17 protein-coding genes and 2 pseudogenes are annotated in these 15,099 nt (G+C 53.2%); 11 read left to right on the top strand and 8 right to left on the bottom strand.

What is annotated here, in order from left to right; all coding sequences use genetic code 11:
- Position 1: 1 nt before the first annotated feature.
- The 5 genes from ORD20_RS10845 to ORD20_RS10825 form a co-directional block, all read right to left on the bottom strand.
- Positions 2 to 640 carry a galactokinase family protein gene (locus ORD20_RS10845; RefSeq protein ID WP_430626167.1) on the bottom strand — a complete coding sequence of 213 codons (639 nt, stop codon included), beginning with the start codon at positions 638 to 640 and terminating at the stop codon, positions 2 to 4.
- Positions 633 to 1,526, bottom strand: a complete 894-nt coding sequence (locus ORD20_RS10840) for a galactose-1-phosphate uridylyltransferase (protein WP_103374834.1) — start codon at positions 1,524 to 1,526, stop codon at positions 633 to 635. Before ORD20_RS10840 ends, ORD20_RS10845 begins: the two co-directional genes overlap by 8 nt.
- Complete coding sequence (locus tag ORD20_RS10835; protein WP_103374835.1) at positions 1,523 to 2,335, bottom strand: NAD-dependent epimerase/dehydratase family protein; 813 nt, start codon at positions 2,333 to 2,335, stop codon at positions 1,523 to 1,525. The genes ORD20_RS10840 and ORD20_RS10835 overlap by 4 nt, the downstream gene beginning before the upstream one ends.
- Positions 2,332 to 3,129 carry a DeoR/GlpR family DNA-binding transcription regulator gene (locus tag ORD20_RS10830; RefSeq protein WP_103374836.1) on the bottom strand — a complete coding sequence of 266 codons (798 nt, stop codon included), beginning with the start codon at positions 3,127 to 3,129 and terminating at the stop codon, positions 2,332 to 2,334. Before ORD20_RS10830 ends, ORD20_RS10835 begins: the two co-directional genes overlap by 4 nt.
- A 252-nt stretch (positions 3,130 to 3,381) precedes the next feature.
- Positions 3,382 to 4,221, bottom strand: coding sequence for a fumarylacetoacetate hydrolase family protein (locus ORD20_RS10825; protein ID WP_103374838.1), 840 nt, complete (start codon positions 4,219 to 4,221; stop codon positions 3,382 to 3,384).
- Between the two features lie 117 nt (positions 4,222 to 4,338).
- On the opposite strand from ORD20_RS10825, the gene ORD20_RS10820 reads away from it, so the two are divergent.
- The 5 genes and pseudogenes from ORD20_RS10820 to ORD20_RS10800 all read left to right on the top strand — a co-directional run.
- Complete coding sequence (locus tag ORD20_RS10820; protein WP_103374839.1) at positions 4,339 to 4,749, top strand: MerR family transcriptional regulator; 411 nt, start codon at positions 4,339 to 4,341, stop codon at positions 4,747 to 4,749.
- A 1-nt stretch (position 4,750) separates the two neighbouring features.
- Entirely contained in the window at positions 4,751 to 5,332 is a 582-nt protein-coding gene (locus tag ORD20_RS10815; RefSeq protein WP_430626166.1) for a hypothetical protein, read from the top strand.
- Positions 5,333 to 5,352: 20 nt separating this feature from the next.
- Positions 5,353 to 5,841, top strand: coding sequence for an AMP-binding protein (locus tag ORD20_RS10810; protein ID WP_430626165.1), 489 nt, complete (start codon positions 5,353 to 5,355; stop codon positions 5,839 to 5,841).
- A 41-nt stretch (positions 5,842 to 5,882) separates the two neighbouring features.
- On the top strand, positions 5,883 to 6,194 hold the full coding sequence (locus ORD20_RS10805) for an AMP-binding enzyme (protein WP_430626712.1): 312 nt from the start codon (positions 5,883 to 5,885) through the stop codon (positions 6,192 to 6,194).
- Positions 6,195 to 6,670: 476 nt separating this feature from the next.
- Positions 6,671 to 7,315: pseudogene (locus ORD20_RS10800) on the top strand (helix-turn-helix domain-containing protein); the annotation flags it as partial.
- 167 nt (positions 7,316 to 7,482) lie between these two features.
- Here the strand turns inward: ORD20_RS10800 and ORD20_RS10795 are convergent.
- Positions 7,483 to 8,499: a PLP-dependent aminotransferase family protein gene (locus ORD20_RS10795; RefSeq protein WP_430626711.1), complete on the bottom strand. Its 1,017-nt coding sequence runs from the start codon at positions 8,497 to 8,499 to the stop codon at positions 7,483 to 7,485.
- 177 nt (positions 8,500 to 8,676) lie between these two features.
- On the opposite strand from ORD20_RS10795, the gene ORD20_RS10790 reads away from it, so the two are divergent.
- From ORD20_RS10790 to ORD20_RS10775, 4 genes are all read left to right on the top strand, one after another.
- Positions 8,677 to 9,132, top strand: coding sequence for a hypothetical protein (locus tag ORD20_RS10790; protein WP_103374843.1), 456 nt, complete (start codon positions 8,677 to 8,679; stop codon positions 9,130 to 9,132).
- A gap of 120 nt (positions 9,133 to 9,252) precedes the next feature.
- Positions 9,253 to 10,278, top strand: a complete 1,026-nt coding sequence (locus ORD20_RS10785) for a DMT family transporter (RefSeq protein ID WP_207654625.1) — start codon at positions 9,253 to 9,255, stop codon at positions 10,276 to 10,278.
- Positions 10,279 to 10,307: 29 nt separating this feature from the next.
- On the top strand, positions 10,308 to 11,636 hold the full coding sequence (locus tag ORD20_RS10780; protein WP_103374844.1) for an aspartate aminotransferase family protein: 1,329 nt from the start codon (positions 10,308 to 10,310) through the stop codon (positions 11,634 to 11,636).
- Between the two features lie 612 nt (positions 11,637 to 12,248).
- Positions 12,249 to 12,692 carry a ParA family protein gene (locus ORD20_RS10775; protein WP_103374845.1) on the top strand — a complete coding sequence of 148 codons (444 nt, stop codon included), beginning with the start codon at positions 12,249 to 12,251 and terminating at the stop codon, positions 12,690 to 12,692.
- Positions 12,693 to 12,818: 126 nt separating this feature from the next.
- Here the strand turns inward: ORD20_RS10775 and ORD20_RS10770 are convergent, their stop codons facing one another.
- Entirely contained in the window at positions 12,819 to 13,220 is a 402-nt protein-coding gene (locus tag ORD20_RS10770; protein WP_430626164.1) for a hypothetical protein, read from the bottom strand.
- Positions 13,171 to 13,977 (bottom strand): reverse transcriptase N-terminal domain-containing protein, encoded by an 807-nt coding sequence (locus ORD20_RS10765; protein WP_430626163.1) that lies wholly within the window; start codon positions 13,975 to 13,977, stop codon positions 13,171 to 13,173. Before ORD20_RS10765 ends, ORD20_RS10770 begins: the two co-directional genes overlap by 50 nt.
- A 245-nt stretch (positions 13,978 to 14,222) precedes the next feature.
- On the opposite strand from ORD20_RS10765, the gene ORD20_RS10760 reads away from it, so the two are divergent.
- Together ORD20_RS10760 and ORD20_RS10755 are read left to right on the top strand one after the other, a co-directional pair.
- Positions 14,223 to 14,714: a hypothetical protein gene (locus tag ORD20_RS10760; protein WP_430626162.1), complete on the top strand. Its 492-nt coding sequence runs from the start codon at positions 14,223 to 14,225 to the stop codon at positions 14,712 to 14,714.
- 198 nt (positions 14,715 to 14,912) lie between these two features.
- Positions 14,913 to 15,089 (top strand): annotated as a pseudogene (locus ORD20_RS10755) (ATP-binding cassette domain-containing protein); the annotation flags it as partial.
- Positions 15,090 to 15,099 lie beyond the last annotated feature (10 nt).

Below are 15,099 nucleotides of genomic sequence, written 5' to 3'. Positions count from 1 at the left end.
TTTAGGGGTGTGAGAATTCCCCAAATGGCGACGCATAGCGGTCTGCTGTCGCCATCAACGCCTGTTGCTCCGCGTGCGTCATAGGCTGATACTGCTCCGCCGCGCGGATAATGCTGGGTCCTGAAGACACGCCCAAATAGACATTTTCAACCTCCTGGGCTTGGCGAATAATGGCCATGGGCTCAAAATCCTGGTGGTTTAAGCTATACGCCGTAGCTAACAAGGCCAGTGACAAAGCCGCCGACGAAGACAACCCACTGGCCACCGGCACATCTGTCGCAATCCACAAATCCGCGCCCATTGCGCACTTTGTGATCTCCCATGTCGCGCTTAAAAAGCCGGTCAATCCCGATAGCGTGGTCGCGCTCGCCACCAAAGCGCGGCGCTTCGCATAAGGCAGAACCAGCTGCTCTTGATGGTAGTCGGTCGCCACATGAATGTCTTGATCCGACCGAGTCCGACTCGCCACCCATGTGGCATAAGGCAACGCGATGGGCAACGCTAATCCGCCTTGATAGTCCGTATGATCGCCAATTAAGTTCACCCGGCCAGGCGCCCGCCAGATATATTCGGGTTCTCGACCATATAATCGAACAAATTGTTCTGCCATGCTGTTGGGCGTGATCTGCATGTTATCCATTCGTCTCCCCCTTGGCTATTTCACGGTCAAGAAATGGCTGAAGCCGCTCTTGCACCTGTTCGGGCACCATATCCACCACAAAAGCTTCCATCGCCAACTCCGATCCCGCTAAGTACTTGATCTTGCCCCCGCCTCGGTCTATCGGCAAAAATTCCCAACGAAAATGATAAGGCACAGGTGGCGTCGGCCTTTGATACAAAGCCATCACCAAGGCCGTGCGAAATCCAAAAAATCGGTCATAGGCGCGAATCAGACTTTGCATCAGTCTAGCCCCTTCTTGTCGCTCCTGTTCGCTGAGGTCAACAAAACTTGCCAGGTGTCTTTGGGGCACCAAGCGCACCTCATATGGCATGCGCATGGCATAGGGCACTTCGAGTCGCCAATATTGACCATTAAAGAGCAACGGGTTCTCAGCACGGACGTCGCAAAGTGGACACGCATCCACAAAGTGAGGCAGCTCTTTGACGAGGCGCGGAGGAATATACGGATAGGCATAAATTTGGCCGTGCGGATGGGCAATGGTCGCACCCACTTTCTGGCCGCGATTCTCAAAAACAAACACAGACGCGGTGCCTGGCTCTTCTTCTAAGGCTTTAATACGCTCAGCCCAGACATTCCACACTAGTTGCACGCGGTCTTTGGGCAGGTACGCTAAATCATCGTGATGGCGCGGAGAGTACACTACCACTTCGGCATTTCCAGGATTGTGAAACGACGGGTAGCGATTGTCAAAAACCGCCACATCAAACAGTTGGTCCCCCACCTCTGCATGAGGCCCGGGACAAAACGGACACGCATCGTGCAATTGGGTGAGCGGACGGGATTGGCGGTTGGCATTTAAACTCACCCAATCCCCAGATAGCGGATCTTGCCGCAATTCGATCATGCGTCACCCTCCGGAGGTGTGACCACACCACTTTCCGCAGGGATGGCGCCGTCGTCGGGCCACGAGTTGCGGTGCTGCAAGGTAATGTCCATAACGTGTGACGCGCCTCCTGTCTGAAGATATGCATGAGCTCGGATAATACCGTCAACTGCGTTCCCCAAGGCGATTTGGTCACGCTCAGTCCGTTTTTGGACAATGCCCACCACAGTCCCCCATAAATCCGTGTAGCGCTGACCTTGAGCCACGACCACCGGAGGCAGTCGTAAGATCACGAACGGGATTCCAAGGCCGTCCGAAGTCAGCATCAGCTGCCGTGCAAATTGATGGACACTGGCCGCATACGCTGTTTCTTGCTGCGAACCTTGGAGATGGTCAGACACCCGCGGTTCAACCGCCGCATAGACGAAAGATTTGGGCGGCAGCGTCTTCAGCCACTGGAGCATGGCCATTCCCTCAGCCACAATCTGCGTAAAACATGCGTAAGGATTATGGGGATCGATCTCGTCGAACGCGGCCAAATGCATCACATGGGCAATGGTATATTGATGAGCAATAGCATTCCATACATCACTCGACCCCACCGTTCCGAAATACACCCTGTCTTGGGAGGGCGCCGGGTTCATGGCTGTTTGTATTAGGATTACGCGCTCTCCCTGCTCTGTTAAAACCCGCGCGGTCTCTGTCGCCAGCATATTGCTCCCGGTCACCACCGTCACAGACTCTTTGGCTACCTCCAGTGGGTGAGGCAACTGGTACTGAATAAGGTGGCGACCATCAGACAGGGGTTCCTGGGTGCGATAGATGGTCATACGGGCTCCTCCTTTGAACCCTGATCAGGCAAAGTCGCTGTAAAGACCTCAATGCCCAAGCGCTCGCACGCCGCAATATGTGCTTGTACATGGGGTGTGCGCGTGGTAATAATGGCATCAACCATTTCGATCGGCGCGATCCGCGCCAGCGCTTTAATGCCCCATTTGCTATGATCCATGACGACGACAACTTTTTGGGCCTGCTCGATCAGAACACGGTCAATGGCCGCCTCCTGAATATTAGGTGTCGTCATGCCCGCCTCTACGTCCAGCCCATGAACGCCTAAAAAGAGCACATCGGTATGCAAGTGCCGCGCTGTGTATTCGGCAAATGGTCCCACCAAAGCATCGGACGGCGTTCGAAAATTACCCCCGGTCAAGACAATCTGTGTCCAACCATTTTGCTGTAATTCCAAGGCAATATTCGTGGAATTCGTCACAAAGGTCAGCTGTTGAAAGCCGCGTATACGGTGGGCCACAGCCCATGTAGTGGTGCCCGCCGAAAACGCAATCGTCATGTCGGAGTCAATCAGTTCTAAGGCTTTAGCCGCAATCGCTTCTTTCTCGTCTCGATGCAGACGCCGTTTTACGTCAAAAGCCAGCTCCGTGGCACTTTTCTTGACTTCGGCACCGCCTGGAATACTCTGTAGCAGATGGGCTTGTTGTAAAATACGTAAGTCTCGGCGCACGGTCATTTCTGACACATGCAAGACCTGCGCCAACTGCTGAATCGACGCGGTGCCGTGGCGCGCAATCCATGTTAACAGTTGTTCCCGCCGTTCCTGAGGGTTCAACGCGGTTCCCCCCTAATTAGCTTGTCGCCTTGGCTATATCCCAATAGCTCTTTTAAAAATGATAGTTTTTGTTATCCATTTTCGTTATACCCCATCTTGCCAGATGTCCCGAATCATCTCGTCAATGTGTTGGGAATGCTTCGGATCAAAATCTGTCATACCCCGCCTCCTTGTTGCTGGCATAAAAATGATAGGCTGACCGTGTCAGCCTATCACAATATAACATATTTTTGTTTCAATATGATATTTAATCTAAGACCCTATCACCGGATTGACCAGCGTTCCAATGGACGTTACGCGCGCTTCCACTACATCACCCGCATGAATCACCGCCGCCCCAGGCGTTCCCGTGCTCAGCACTGCCGTCGCCCCCACGGTCGCGGCCGTCGTAATGAACGCCACTAATCGGTCCAATCCATAGGTCATATGGGCCAAATCGCTTCGCGCCTTAACGACACCGTTCACCACCGTCTCGATGACGATAGATGTCCAGTCTCCTAGCTCATCGATCGTGACGATCCATGGTCCGAAGGCGAAAAAGGCATCATAGCCCTTAGAACGCGTCAGAAATCGCGGATTCTTGCGCAAGATGTCTTCGGTTGTCATATCCAACACCGGAACCACCCCGAAAATGACATCTCGCCAAGATCCGAGAGGTACGTCTCGGCACATCTGCCCAAATACCAAGGCGATTTCTGCTTCAGCCGTCGTGCGTGTGGATACGGGCGGAATACGAATAGCCTCTTCGGGTCCAATAATGGTATTGTTCGGTTTGATAAACGTCGCCGGTTCTTCCGGCACGTTTTCACCCAAGTCCTGCGCATGGTCGCGGTAATTGAGCCCAATGCCGACAATACGCTCTGGATGCGCTAAAGGGGCCGCCACCCGAACTGTTTCCAACGGCAAGGCCGCAACATCTTTTCCCAATGCAACGACGTCAAGGCTTAGCCGCTGTGTAATGATCGACTCCAAATCGGATGGATAATGAGTATGATATTGTTTATTGATCTGTTCGACAGTGACTACGCCGTCTTCTCGCAAAAACGCGGCCGTTATCGCTCCGCTAGGCAACACCACGGTCCCCCACCGCATATCTCCACTCTCCTTTGCGCCTTCATTATACACACCCCGCGGTCTAAATTTGGACAAAATAACTGTGTTTACGTTCACGTAAATTTGCTGTATATTTTGTTAATAGGAGGGCTCTGTATGCCACGGTCAAAATCTGCAAGACCTCGGGTCTATTCCATTAATGAACTCAGCACGCTCTGCGACGTTACCCCACGCACCTTACGTCACTACGAAGATATGGGTTTATTAAATCCCGAACGCCAGGGGGCCAAGCGCCTATACCATGAGCGCGACCGTGTACGCCTTCAGCTGATCTTGCGCGGACGCCGTTTGGGTTTTGGACTGAAAGACATCCAAGACATGCTGGATCTGTACGATGCAGATCCCACAGAAGTCACACAATTAAAAGACGTCATCCGTCGCGGAGATGCAAAACTTCTTGAACTGCAGACACAAGTGGAAGCACTACAAGCCATCATCACGGAAATTAAAGAACTCCGGTCCGTGATGAAAAACCGCCTCGATCACATCACAAAAGGAGGAGAGTAATATGGAAAGCATTTCCTATGCTTATGGCACCAATCATTTCGACAACGACCGCGAATTGCAGGCCGTCCTTCGTCACTTTTGGCCAGCTTCTCAAGAACAATGGCCACGCCTGCAGGAGTTCGGAGCATGGGCGGGCCGTGACGTCTATGAAGCGTGCTACCATATTGACCATGATGCACCGCCAGTATTAGTCGCCCATGATCTCGATGGCCGCCGCATTGACCGTGTGCGTCTTAGTCCTAGTGAACGCAGCGTTTTATCGCAAAGTGCATGGATTACCTCCCCCCCTTACCAGCACCAAGGCTGGCCTTTTCACTACGCCCTTCTCTATTTGCTTGGAGACCCCGGCATAGGCTGCATTTTGACGATCACCGGTCAAACCGCTTATGCGCTGCACAAATATGGCGACGACAGCATTCCCGGCAAAGACGCCATCATATCCCACTTGCTATCGGGTGCAGCATGGGGAGCCACGTGGATGACAGAATCGCAAGGCGGCAGCGACTTAGGTGCCAATGAAACCCGTGCCAATGGATGTCTGATATCACGGTGCATGAGGGTGGTCTTGAATATGAGTCACTGATTGACGAGGGTAAATTCCAAATGCCGCGCGCCGCATCCCATGTGCGACCCGAAGACATCTACTCCATCTTTTATACGACAGGGACCACAGGCCAACCCAAGGGTCTACGATATAGCCATCAACAGATGCTGATGGGGTCCTTACAAATTGCGCACCACCTAGCACTCCATGATACCGGTGCCACCCTAAGCGCACAGGACGTCATGATGCCCTTGATTCCCTTCTTCCACATTCATGGCTGGGGCACTCCATTTGTCGCCCCCTACCTCGGCACCCCCTTAATCCTCCCCGAACGCAGTAATGCGCTTGAACAAATTAGCCTAATCCAGCGCCACGGCGTGACATGGATTAATATGGTGCCCACTCAATTGTTCATGCTTCTTGAAGCGGCCCAGAGCGCTGGTGTGCAAGACCTTCCCCTCAAAATCCTCACGGGAGGAAGTCCCTTGGCAATGGGTCTGGCGCGCAGGGCCGCGCAATTTCACGTTGGTTCCGGTCAGGGGATTTAGCTATACGCTATCCCGATGGCAGCATCAGCGTCGTGGACCGAATGCGCGATGCGATTAAAAGTGGCGGAGAATGGATTGCCTCAAGTACCATTGAATCGATCTTATCGGAAGTCCCCGGTGTCAAATCGGTGGCTGTTATCGCGGTTCCTGACGCCCAATGGGGCGAACGACCCAAAGCCATTGTAGAAGCCTCCCCGTCAGTGACCGAGAGCATACTGCAAGAATTTCTTAGGCAAGCGGTAAAGCAGGGCCAATTGGCCAAATTCGCGGTTCCGGACGTTTTTCAGTTTATCCACCAGATGCCCGTCACAAGTGCAGGAAAAATCAATAAAGCGGCTTTGCGAACCCAATAGAGAGATTACAAAGCGCGTCAGGAGGTTTTCCCCATAGTGGAGGTGTGAGCCCTCCTGACACGATCACCATAATTTCTCTCGAGTAAATTCATTCAGCACACTCCGTATGATTCCTCTTCATATGCACTAAAAACCCCTAATTGACACTAGGCAATTGAGCCCCTTATCATAAATTATCCCCAAGAGCCCAAAAAGTTTTCTGGTGATACGGTATGCCTATCTGCCCACATGGGACTTTTGGCTAGGGCCCGTCACTTTATGGCGAACAATGGTTTTAGGAGGAAAATAACATGTCAATATGGGCTCAATTCATTTTTTAGGGTATGCGGATTTTGTGATGGATCTCGGCTAGTTTTCCCGGGATCACAAGCGGATCCATAAACGGAGTTTGTGATGGATCTCTCGCTGTTGTTGTGTTAAAGTAAAAACGGATTTTATGATGGATCGAATAGATGGCGTAATTAGTTGGAGGCATAATGGATGATCGTATGGCGGCACCCGTGCCGAACCTGCTCAACTTGCCCGACTACCGCGTCATCGCGGTGGATGAAACCGATGACGCCTATCATATTGCCGCCGAGACTCTGGTAGCCCCGACGATGTGTTCCCATTGTGATGGTGCGGCCATCGTGGGTTATGGCCGTCGTGAGCAATGGATTCGGGATCTGCCCATGCATGGGAAGCGCGTGGGTCTCTATTTTCAAACGCGCCGCTTTCGCTGCAAAACGTGTGGGAGGACCTTTTACGAGGATTTGCCCGGCGTGGATGCCCAGCGGTTTATGACAGAACGGTTAGTCGCATGGGTCGGACCGACGGCCATCCGACGGCCCTTTGCCCACGTGGCGCAGGAGGTTGGGGTCTCGGAGCGGACCGTACGCGATATTTTTCACGATCATGTGACCGCGTTAGAAGCCCATCGGCACGTCGAGACTCCGCAATGGCTGGGCCTCGATGAAATTCATCTCATCCGTCCTCGGGGCGTGGTGACCAACGTCCAAGAATGTACGCTGGTCGATTTGCTAGTGAACCGCAATAAGGAAACCGTGACGGCGTACCTCATGCGATTGCCGCATCGACAGCGCGTGCAACTGGTGACGATGGACATGTGGCGTCCCTACCAGGAGGCCGTCACATCCGGGCCCATGATCCTTGTAATTTCGTTGGCCATGGTATTCCGACGCCGAGTCAATACGTGCTGCAGGCGTTGCCGTTGCTCCTCCCAGCTACCCATGGCAATCAATCTCTCAGCGATGACCTGGCTAAGAGAACTCACACCGAGGTCCATTTGTTATTTCGCTCCGGCTAGACGTTCGATTACGTTATGGGGACCGGTAATCCAGCCAATTCTCAGTCCGGGCGCAAAAGTCTTGGAAAGAGTACCGACGTGGATGATCTGCCCTTGGGCCTCAGGAAGTGTGGCCAGCGGCGGGGGGGTGGCAGGTGCCCTTTCGAGTTCAAGACCTCCGTAAGCATCGTCTTCCACAATCGGTATTCGACTGTCTGTACAGATGGCCAGCAAACGCTGTCGTCGGGACTTCGTCAATGTTGTGCCAGTCGGGTTTTGAAAGGTGGGACTTACGAAGATCATTTGGATCTTGTGGTGTCTGTGTAATGACTTAACGGCTTCGGGTTGTAGCCCTTCGTTATCTACGGGGATTGGGAACAATCGTAACCCCGCCGACGCGAAGAGCGATAACGAATAGGCGTAAGATGGCTTCTCAATGGCCACGGCATCCCCAGGTTTTAACAGAAACTGCGATATTAGCAAAAGACCTTCCTGAGCCCCGACCGTAATGAGGATTTCGTCTGCGGACACGTGTAAGCCTAATCGATGAAGTAGATGTCGCCCTAGCGTCGAGCGCAATTTGATCAAGCCCCGTGGGTCACTATAACCCATGGGAATCGGAACGTCGGTAGACGTCAGCAGATCCCGAATGCTCTCATGGGGCCAAAGATCGGGAGAGATTTCACCACGCGCCAGGTTGACAATGTCTGGATTACTATTCGCCTCCCAGATTAGCTTGAGAATTGATAACGTAGGTCGAAACAATCCTTGGGAATTATACTTGTTCCAGTCCGGAAGCCCGGGATTGAGTCCCCATGCGTCTTCACTGACGTGTGTGCCGGACCCTTGAGTCGAGCGAATCAACCCCACTGCACGTAATCCATCATAGGCTGCTGTTATCGTGCTCCGATTCACCCCAAGCTTCCTTGCCAACTCGCGCTCGGTGGGTAATTTTTGCCCGGGAATAAGGCCCCCGCTAAGGATGAGACGTTCGAAATGCCGCCGAATCTGACGGTACATTGGTTCATCGTCGGATGTGTCGATTTGCCACAAGGAAGAGGCCTCCTTGCCTCATATCTTAGCACAATTGCCTGGGAAAATTTTAATCCAATTGGTTGGATCCCAAGCCGAACCAAAATTCTATTATTGGGAAACGCCAAAGGTTAGGAGGTCATTGTAATAACATCTCAGAATGTAATGATTGTCGACGGTTGGCAAAAGCATTACGTGGAAGAAACGCACATCGAAGAGGGAGTTCTAGGCCCAGACGTAAACGTCTCTCTTGTGCGTGTTGATGATCCCGGAGAATTGGAAGGGCAGATCGATGAAGCGGATGTCGTAATTTCTTGGCATACCGTGCCATTGACCGCACAGACTCTGTCCAAGCTGAAGCATTGTGCAGGGATTGTCCGTGCCGCCGTCGGGTTCGATAATATCGACATTCGGTACGCAGCTGAACATGGAATCCCCGTGTGTAATGTGGCGGATTACGGTACAGAAGGAGTGGCAGACCATACAATCGCGTTGATTTTGTGCGGTGTACGCCAGCTGAAAAATCTCGACCAACAATTTGAACCGCCCAATTTACGAGAAGACAGCCGTCTTCGGCCATTTCGGCCGTCAGGACGTGGATTTGCCTTGGGAACAGGTTGATCGTCAGAGTGACCTCCGTCAGGCTGCGCAGAGCCGAATTGGCTAGAACTACGGTCGGATTTTTCCGTAGGTACCGATCATCAGAGAAACATGCTGTTTATATAAGAAAGCGGGGAACGTGTGGTGCCTCATCTAAGTCGTGAAGCCCAGGGAATTGGGTTTGGTATTTTAGGAGTTGTCGGGTTTAGCTTAACATTGCCAGCATCCCGGGAAGCCGTTCCCTACTTTGGGGCTATCATTGTTGCATTTGGGCGTGCGGTAATCGCTGCCATCTTAGCAGCGGGCGTTTTGCTGGCTCGGCGGGAACCATTGCCTAAACGTAGACAATTACTAAGTCTCGTGGTTGTCGCTGCGGGGGCGATTGTGTGTTTCCCGCTGTTGTCCGCATGGGCTATGGACCGACTTCCCGCGTCTCACGGGGCGGTTATTTTGGCCTTGCTTCCATCGTTTACCGCCGGTGCGTCGGCTGTTCGGAATGGCGAGCGTCCCTCGGTAGCCTTTTGGATCGCCAGTGTGGCGGGGGCTGCTACGGTTCTTGGTTATGCCATCTTCACGGGCTTTGGTCGGCCACAACCCCCGGATTTAGCGTTGATTCTCGCCGACCTCATTTTAGCGGTCGCTTATGCGGAAGGTGGGCGATTGTCTACCCAGTTGGGAGGGTGGCAGGTGATTGCCTGGGCTCTTGTCCTTGCGGGACCGTTTTTGCTGGTTCTGGCCATCATGGCTATTCCCGCGCATATAGAGAGTATTCCTGTCAAGCCTTGGGTGGCCCTCTTATACCTGGGTATCGGGAGTCAGTTTCTGGCCTTCGTAGCGTGGTATACGGGTATGTCGTTGGGTGGCGTGGCCCACATCAGTCAGATGCAGTTCCTACAGCCGTTTCTTACTATTGTGTTTTCGGCCCTGTTGTTGCATGAGCGGATTACCGCCGTTACTGCAGCCGCTGCGGTGGTTACGGTTGGAGTCGTAGTCTTAGGCAAGAAGACGGCTGTTCGAACTTCGATACTTCGTGATACGAACGGTGTCACTGTCCCCCCGACTGACTGCAATACATTTCAGTGTGGAGTCGAATCGGAGACGTTTTTATTCACCCTGTATACTGCTTCGCTATGCTTCATCCGTTATTGTGATTCTGAAAGCCGATGAACGTCAGCGTAGAAAAAGGGGGAGCTCAAATGAATCAATGGACGGAACGACATACGGCCTCATTAGTACCAGGTGTGAAGCCGTATTACAAGCAACCGCTGGTATTGACACGCGGTAACGGTCGTCAGGTCGAGGATGATCAAGGGCACATTTATCTGGATTTTTTCGGCAGGGTTCTAACCGTCTCGGTTGGCCACGCTCATCCTATCATTACCAAGGCGGTCATTGAACAGATTCAAGACATTGTGCACACGTCAACATATTACATCAGTCCCTCAATGGTTGAGCTGGCAGAACGTCTTGGAACAATAACGCCGGATGGGCTCAACCGCGTCTTTTTTACCAATAGTGGTACTGAAGCTAACGAGACGGCAATTGCCATGGCTCAAGTCGCGACACAACGACAGGAAGTGGTAGCCTTGCGCTACAGCTACTCCGGTCGTTCGCATTTGGCGATGGGGCTAACGGGGCAGGCTCCATGGAAGATGGGAATTGGAGGGCTTGGGGTTTCGGTTAGACATGCCCACAATGCCTATTGCTACCGTTGTCCATTCGGCAAGGAGCCTCGTACCTGCGGTCTCGAATGCGCCAAGGATTTCGAGGAGTTCTTTAAGACCTCAACGACTGGTTGCCCCGCTGCCTACATTGCCGAACCGATTCAGGGCGTTGGGGGATTCATCACACCGCCCAACGCGTTTCTTTATGAGACGGTGAGAACAGCCCGACGTTATGGTGCTCTTTTCATTGATGATGAAGTACAAACGGGATTCGGGCGCACGGGTAAGCGGTTCGGTATTGAGCATGCAGGAGTGACTCCGGATATTATGACGTTCGCAAAAGGATTGGCCAATGGATTTCCCATTGGAGCGACGATAACACGCAATAAGGTGGCAGAAGCCTATGGTGGTCCTACATTCTCCACATTTGGCGGCGACCCTCCAGCGATGCGGGCTGCATTGGCAACACTAGATGTTATCGATGAAGAAGACCTGACCACCCGCTCTGCTGATTTGGGAGCAGTACTTCGCCAAGGGCTCGAGGAACTATCTGACCGTTTCCCGATGATGGGAGATGTACGCGGCAAGGGATTGATGCAGGGGATCGAGTTCGTGAAAGATGAGAAAGAACCAGCTCCTGATTTAGCATCGGAATTTCTCGAGGGTACTAGAGATCACGGGCTCCTTGTGGGGATGGGCGGGCTCCTTGCAAACACGATTCGCATTGCCCCACCGATGACTGTTACCCGTCCGGAAATATTCCAAGCTCTAGAAGCGGTTAAGGCCGCTTTGGTGCAAATGCAGACCAACCACCCAGAGTTAAGCCACTTAAGGCCAACGAGGGTACATCTGCCGGAGTAGTCACAGCACGGGGCTGTTCCAAAAAGGTTGTCGCTGAGCTGTCAATGGGAAACCCGCCCAAATATTAGGCTTGGACCTGTGCCTTAGGTCCCTTGGTTTGGGGAAGGCACGACCCCTCCCCAAACGGGCCCGATCGGGAGAAATCTGTCTTGCTTCGCAAGACCCGGTCAATGATTCTGGATGGACGGCCAAGCTAGTTTCCCCCCTTCTGGCCAACCGACCTCCGACGATTTTACCTCTGCGCGCAAGAGCAACTCTTCGCCTCATGGAGTTTGTCCGATTTCGTCGTCCAAGCGATGAACAAGCTCAGTGATGTGCTGCTTAACGATGTCTATCCCAGCGGCGGGTAGCAGTCGCAATCAAGGGTTCTAGTTTCACTTCCGGTCGGGTGCTGCAGGAGCCCCGAGTCTACTCCCCCAATCAACCACTTATGATCGATCGTTATTCGTGCGCAAACGGGTTCGGATCAACACGAATGGTGCTAACGCTTCTTGAACTTAGATCTCAACCGTCCCATCACAAACTCCGCATACCCGCCCATTCTTGTCGCAGGGTGGTTAGTCCCATAGGGAATTCCTCCTCGTTTTCGATTTATCCTAAGGACCGCAGAAATTGGAGGGGCATTCGAGGTGTGGAGTATTTGACGCATACGCCTTACCTGAGTATGATTGGATTATCGTCGATACAGCGCCGTCGGAATCACGATGGGTCCATGCACTATTAGCGTGCGCTGATGCGGTTCTTGTGCCTGTAGACTTTTCGTTGTATTCCATCGAGGGAGTCGCAGAGCTTATGTCAGAATTCGATCGGTCACGCGTCATTGGTATCGTACCGGTACGATATGATTTACGGAACAATCGTTCAATCGAACTGTTGGATGTATTAAAGCACGCGGGTGGAGATCTGGTATCGCCCCCGATTCGCATTGGGGTGGATGTGGATCGAGCTGTGGAGCAAGGAAAGGCCATCATGGAATATAATCCACGCTCTGTGGTTGCCATTGACTATCAGACGTTGAAAGATTGGGTGGTGGAGACTCTTGCTGAACGGCAGTGATAGTGAAACGACACAAATGCGTCTAGAGTCGGGTAGGTCGGGAGCCTTGCGGCTCCCTTCCCCCCTAAGAACCGGACGTGACAGTTTCCCGTCATCCGGCTCAAGCCACTCGGCAGCATCCACGCCTCAATGGTGGGTCGGCGAGGATTCGGCACGGACGACGTGGCCATCTAAGATGGTCTCGCCCGACGTCAAGAAGCGCGCCGGGTCGCCCGGCATATGATGGTGTCCGTAGCGTCGGTGATATTGCTGCTGGCACCATCGGTGTGTGACGAACATGTTGGCCAGCGTTGCCTGTCCCCCCAACGTGGCGGGAATCATTAAGTGGAACCGAATTCCGCTCTCCCGGTTGGACTGCCCGGGGTTCGCAGGTTCCGCAATGGGTCGGGTACACAGAGCACAGCGTCCTTGGGTTTTGGCCGCGACTCGCTGCTGAAAGACGGTCCAGCGTTTCGCCAGGAGCTGGTGACGCCGGCGCTCAAAGTAGGCGGCGTCTGTCGGCCGGTAGGGTGACCGTCGCCCTTGCACCTTGACATGGCTTTCCACGACGGGGGTCCATGATGGGAGCCTCAAGAATGCGTCGGATGTACGTACGGTCCTCTGGCGCCAAGCGCGCCAGTAGTAGATGATGCTGTACGTTATCGAAGAATCCTTTGATATCTCCTTCAATGACCCATTGGGGAGCGCGTCGGGGTGCCAGTAGCTTGAACAATTGCTCGATGGCGTCCCATGCGGACCGATTCGGACGGAACCCGTAGGAATTGGGTTCGAACTGCACGTCCCATTCCGGTTCCATGGCGAATTTGTGTAGGGCCTGCGCGACGCGATCCGAGATCGACGGGATGCCGAGAGGTCGGAGTTTTCCGTTTTTCTTCGGGATGAACACACGACGGACGGGCAGAGGTCGACGCTGTAGGTCCACTTCCTGCAACAGGAGGTCTCGTTCGTCCGGTGTGGTATACGTACGACCGTCCACACCGGGCGTTTTGCGCCCCGCGTTCTCTTGGGTGACCATGCGAATGGCGAGAAGTTTGGCGTGGTAGCTGTGGCGCAAGAGCCACTTGTAATGGCGAATTGCTGGGCGATGGTGCTGTTCGACTGCGTGGGCGAGTTGGCGCTGTAACCGGGCCACGTGGGCCTCAATGGCTTCCCAGTCAATGCCCGTAGCGAAGGACTGACCCGAGGCGACATCGGCTTCCGTTCGGAACTTCGGCGCGTTTCGGGGTATCGTAGGAGCCTGACCGAGGGACGCTGTGGGCTCGCTTATCGCGGTTAATGGGTTCATCACAGGCCCTCCTAACGTGGTTCTGCTAATCGTTTCTCGCTGAGTGACCTCGGGCAAGTCAGCACGCTTTCGCGTCGGAGTACGTGCCGAGTCCGGCGGGGCTCCTATCCATCCCGTTACGGGGTGGCGTTCGCTTCTTACCCATTCCGTTACCCCCTGTGGACTTACGTCGGCCTTACGGCCGACCTACTGTCGTTCAAGGACAGACCCCATGGGGCTTACCACGTTGTGACGGTCGTCCCTACATGACGTGTATCCACGAGTTATCGCTCGATAAAGGCTGTGTGTATGGTTTGTTGCGCTTGTATCGTAACGTGCCATTACGTGTGGGGATTGATGATGGCACCATTAACGGCAAGAAGATTCTCAAACCGCTCAATCGCTTAATCACGGACACGGGGGACGAACGCTATCCGGGATTGGTCGATAAGTCGCTACGGCTGATAGCCCAACAACACCCGTCGGTCGCGGCATTAAATGCGGCGATCGACGATTGGATCACAGAGCTTGATTACAATCTTACTGAGTTCAGCCGAAGACGGCGCAGTCCGGGATCAGCGTGGGAACGAGAACGTCGCCGCGTCCAAGAATTCGTGGCTAAATCCGTGAAAAATCTCGATCATGAGGCCATTATGGAAATAGCGAGGGTGTACGATGAGGTAGCAAAGGATTTGCAAAGACTGGCAGCTGAGAGCAATAGATCTGTGTCAACCATCTCCACTTGTCAGCCGGGGTAAATCAAGAACGGGGAGTAGGACCGGTTCTACAAGTTCTAGTCTTTAAACGGATGAACCCTTAGTTGTGAGATGACTCCATTATTCTCCTTGTCGTTTGCATTTCGGTTGTGACCACAGAAAGAATTGCTGAAGCGTGGTAGTCAAAACGCCGGCAACAGCCAGAGGGATCGGTATAGGCGAGCATTTTAGGAAGGGGAGATTATCGTAGATATTTATCTGTCATCTGTATCGTTTTGGTACTCTGACGAAGATATCGTTCTGGACGGAGTTACGGCATCAATAAAGCAAGGAGACCGGGTTGCGCTCATCGGTAGGAACGGAAGCGGAAAGTCGACGTTACTACGTCTACTTCTTAGTCACCTCACTCCGATATCCGGTTATGTCA

Origin of the sequence: Sulfobacillus thermotolerans (assembly GCF_039623705.1) — a bacterium.
Classification (GTDB): domain Bacteria; phylum Bacillota; class Sulfobacillia; order Sulfobacillales; family Sulfobacillaceae; genus Sulfobacillus; species Sulfobacillus thermotolerans.
The sequence above is the reverse complement of the archived record's forward strand: the minus strand, read 5'-3'. Positions and strand labels throughout refer to the sequence as shown.

Bases quoted from the DNA above. Each gene is read 5' to 3' on its own strand.
- ORD20_RS10820 (WP_103374839.1), top strand. From the start codon at position 4,339: ATGCCACGGTCAAAATCTGCAAGACCTCGGGTCTATTCCATTAATGAA.
- ORD20_RS10790 (WP_103374843.1), top strand. From the start codon at position 8,677: ATGATTGTCGACGGTTGGCAAAAGCATTACGTGGAAGAAACGCACATC.
- ORD20_RS10845 (WP_430626167.1), bottom strand. From the start codon at position 640: ATGGATAACATGCAGATCACGCCCAACAGCATGGCAGAACAATTTGTT.
- ORD20_RS10795 (WP_430626711.1), bottom strand. From the start codon at position 8,499: ATGTACCGTCAGATTCGGCGGCATTTCGAACGTCTCATCCTTAGCGGG.
- ORD20_RS10815 (WP_430626166.1), top strand. From the start codon at position 4,751: ATGGAAAGCATTTCCTATGCTTATGGCACCAATCATTTCGACAACGAC.
- ORD20_RS10825 (WP_103374838.1), bottom strand. From the start codon at position 4,221: ATGCGGTGGGGGACCGTGGTGTTGCCTAGCGGAGCGATAACGGCCGCG.
- ORD20_RS10835 (WP_103374835.1), bottom strand. From the start codon at position 2,335: ATGACCATCTATCGCACCCAGGAACCCCTGTCTGATGGTCGCCACCTT.
- ORD20_RS10805 (WP_430626712.1), top strand. From the start codon at position 5,883: ATGCGCGATGCGATTAAAAGTGGCGGAGAATGGATTGCCTCAAGTACC.
- ORD20_RS10760 (WP_430626162.1), top strand. From the start codon at position 14,223: ATGACGTGTATCCACGAGTTATCGCTCGATAAAGGCTGTGTGTATGGT.
- ORD20_RS10765 (WP_430626163.1), bottom strand. From the start codon at position 13,977: ATGAACCCATTAACCGCGATAAGCGAGCCCACAGCGTCCCTCGGTCAG.
- ORD20_RS10780 (WP_103374844.1), top strand. From the start codon at position 10,308: ATGAATCAATGGACGGAACGACATACGGCCTCATTAGTACCAGGTGTG.
- ORD20_RS10840 (WP_103374834.1), bottom strand. From the start codon at position 1,526: ATGATCGAATTGCGGCAAGATCCGCTATCTGGGGATTGGGTGAGTTTA.
- ORD20_RS10810 (WP_430626165.1), top strand. From the start codon at position 5,353: ATGCCGCGCGCCGCATCCCATGTGCGACCCGAAGACATCTACTCCATC.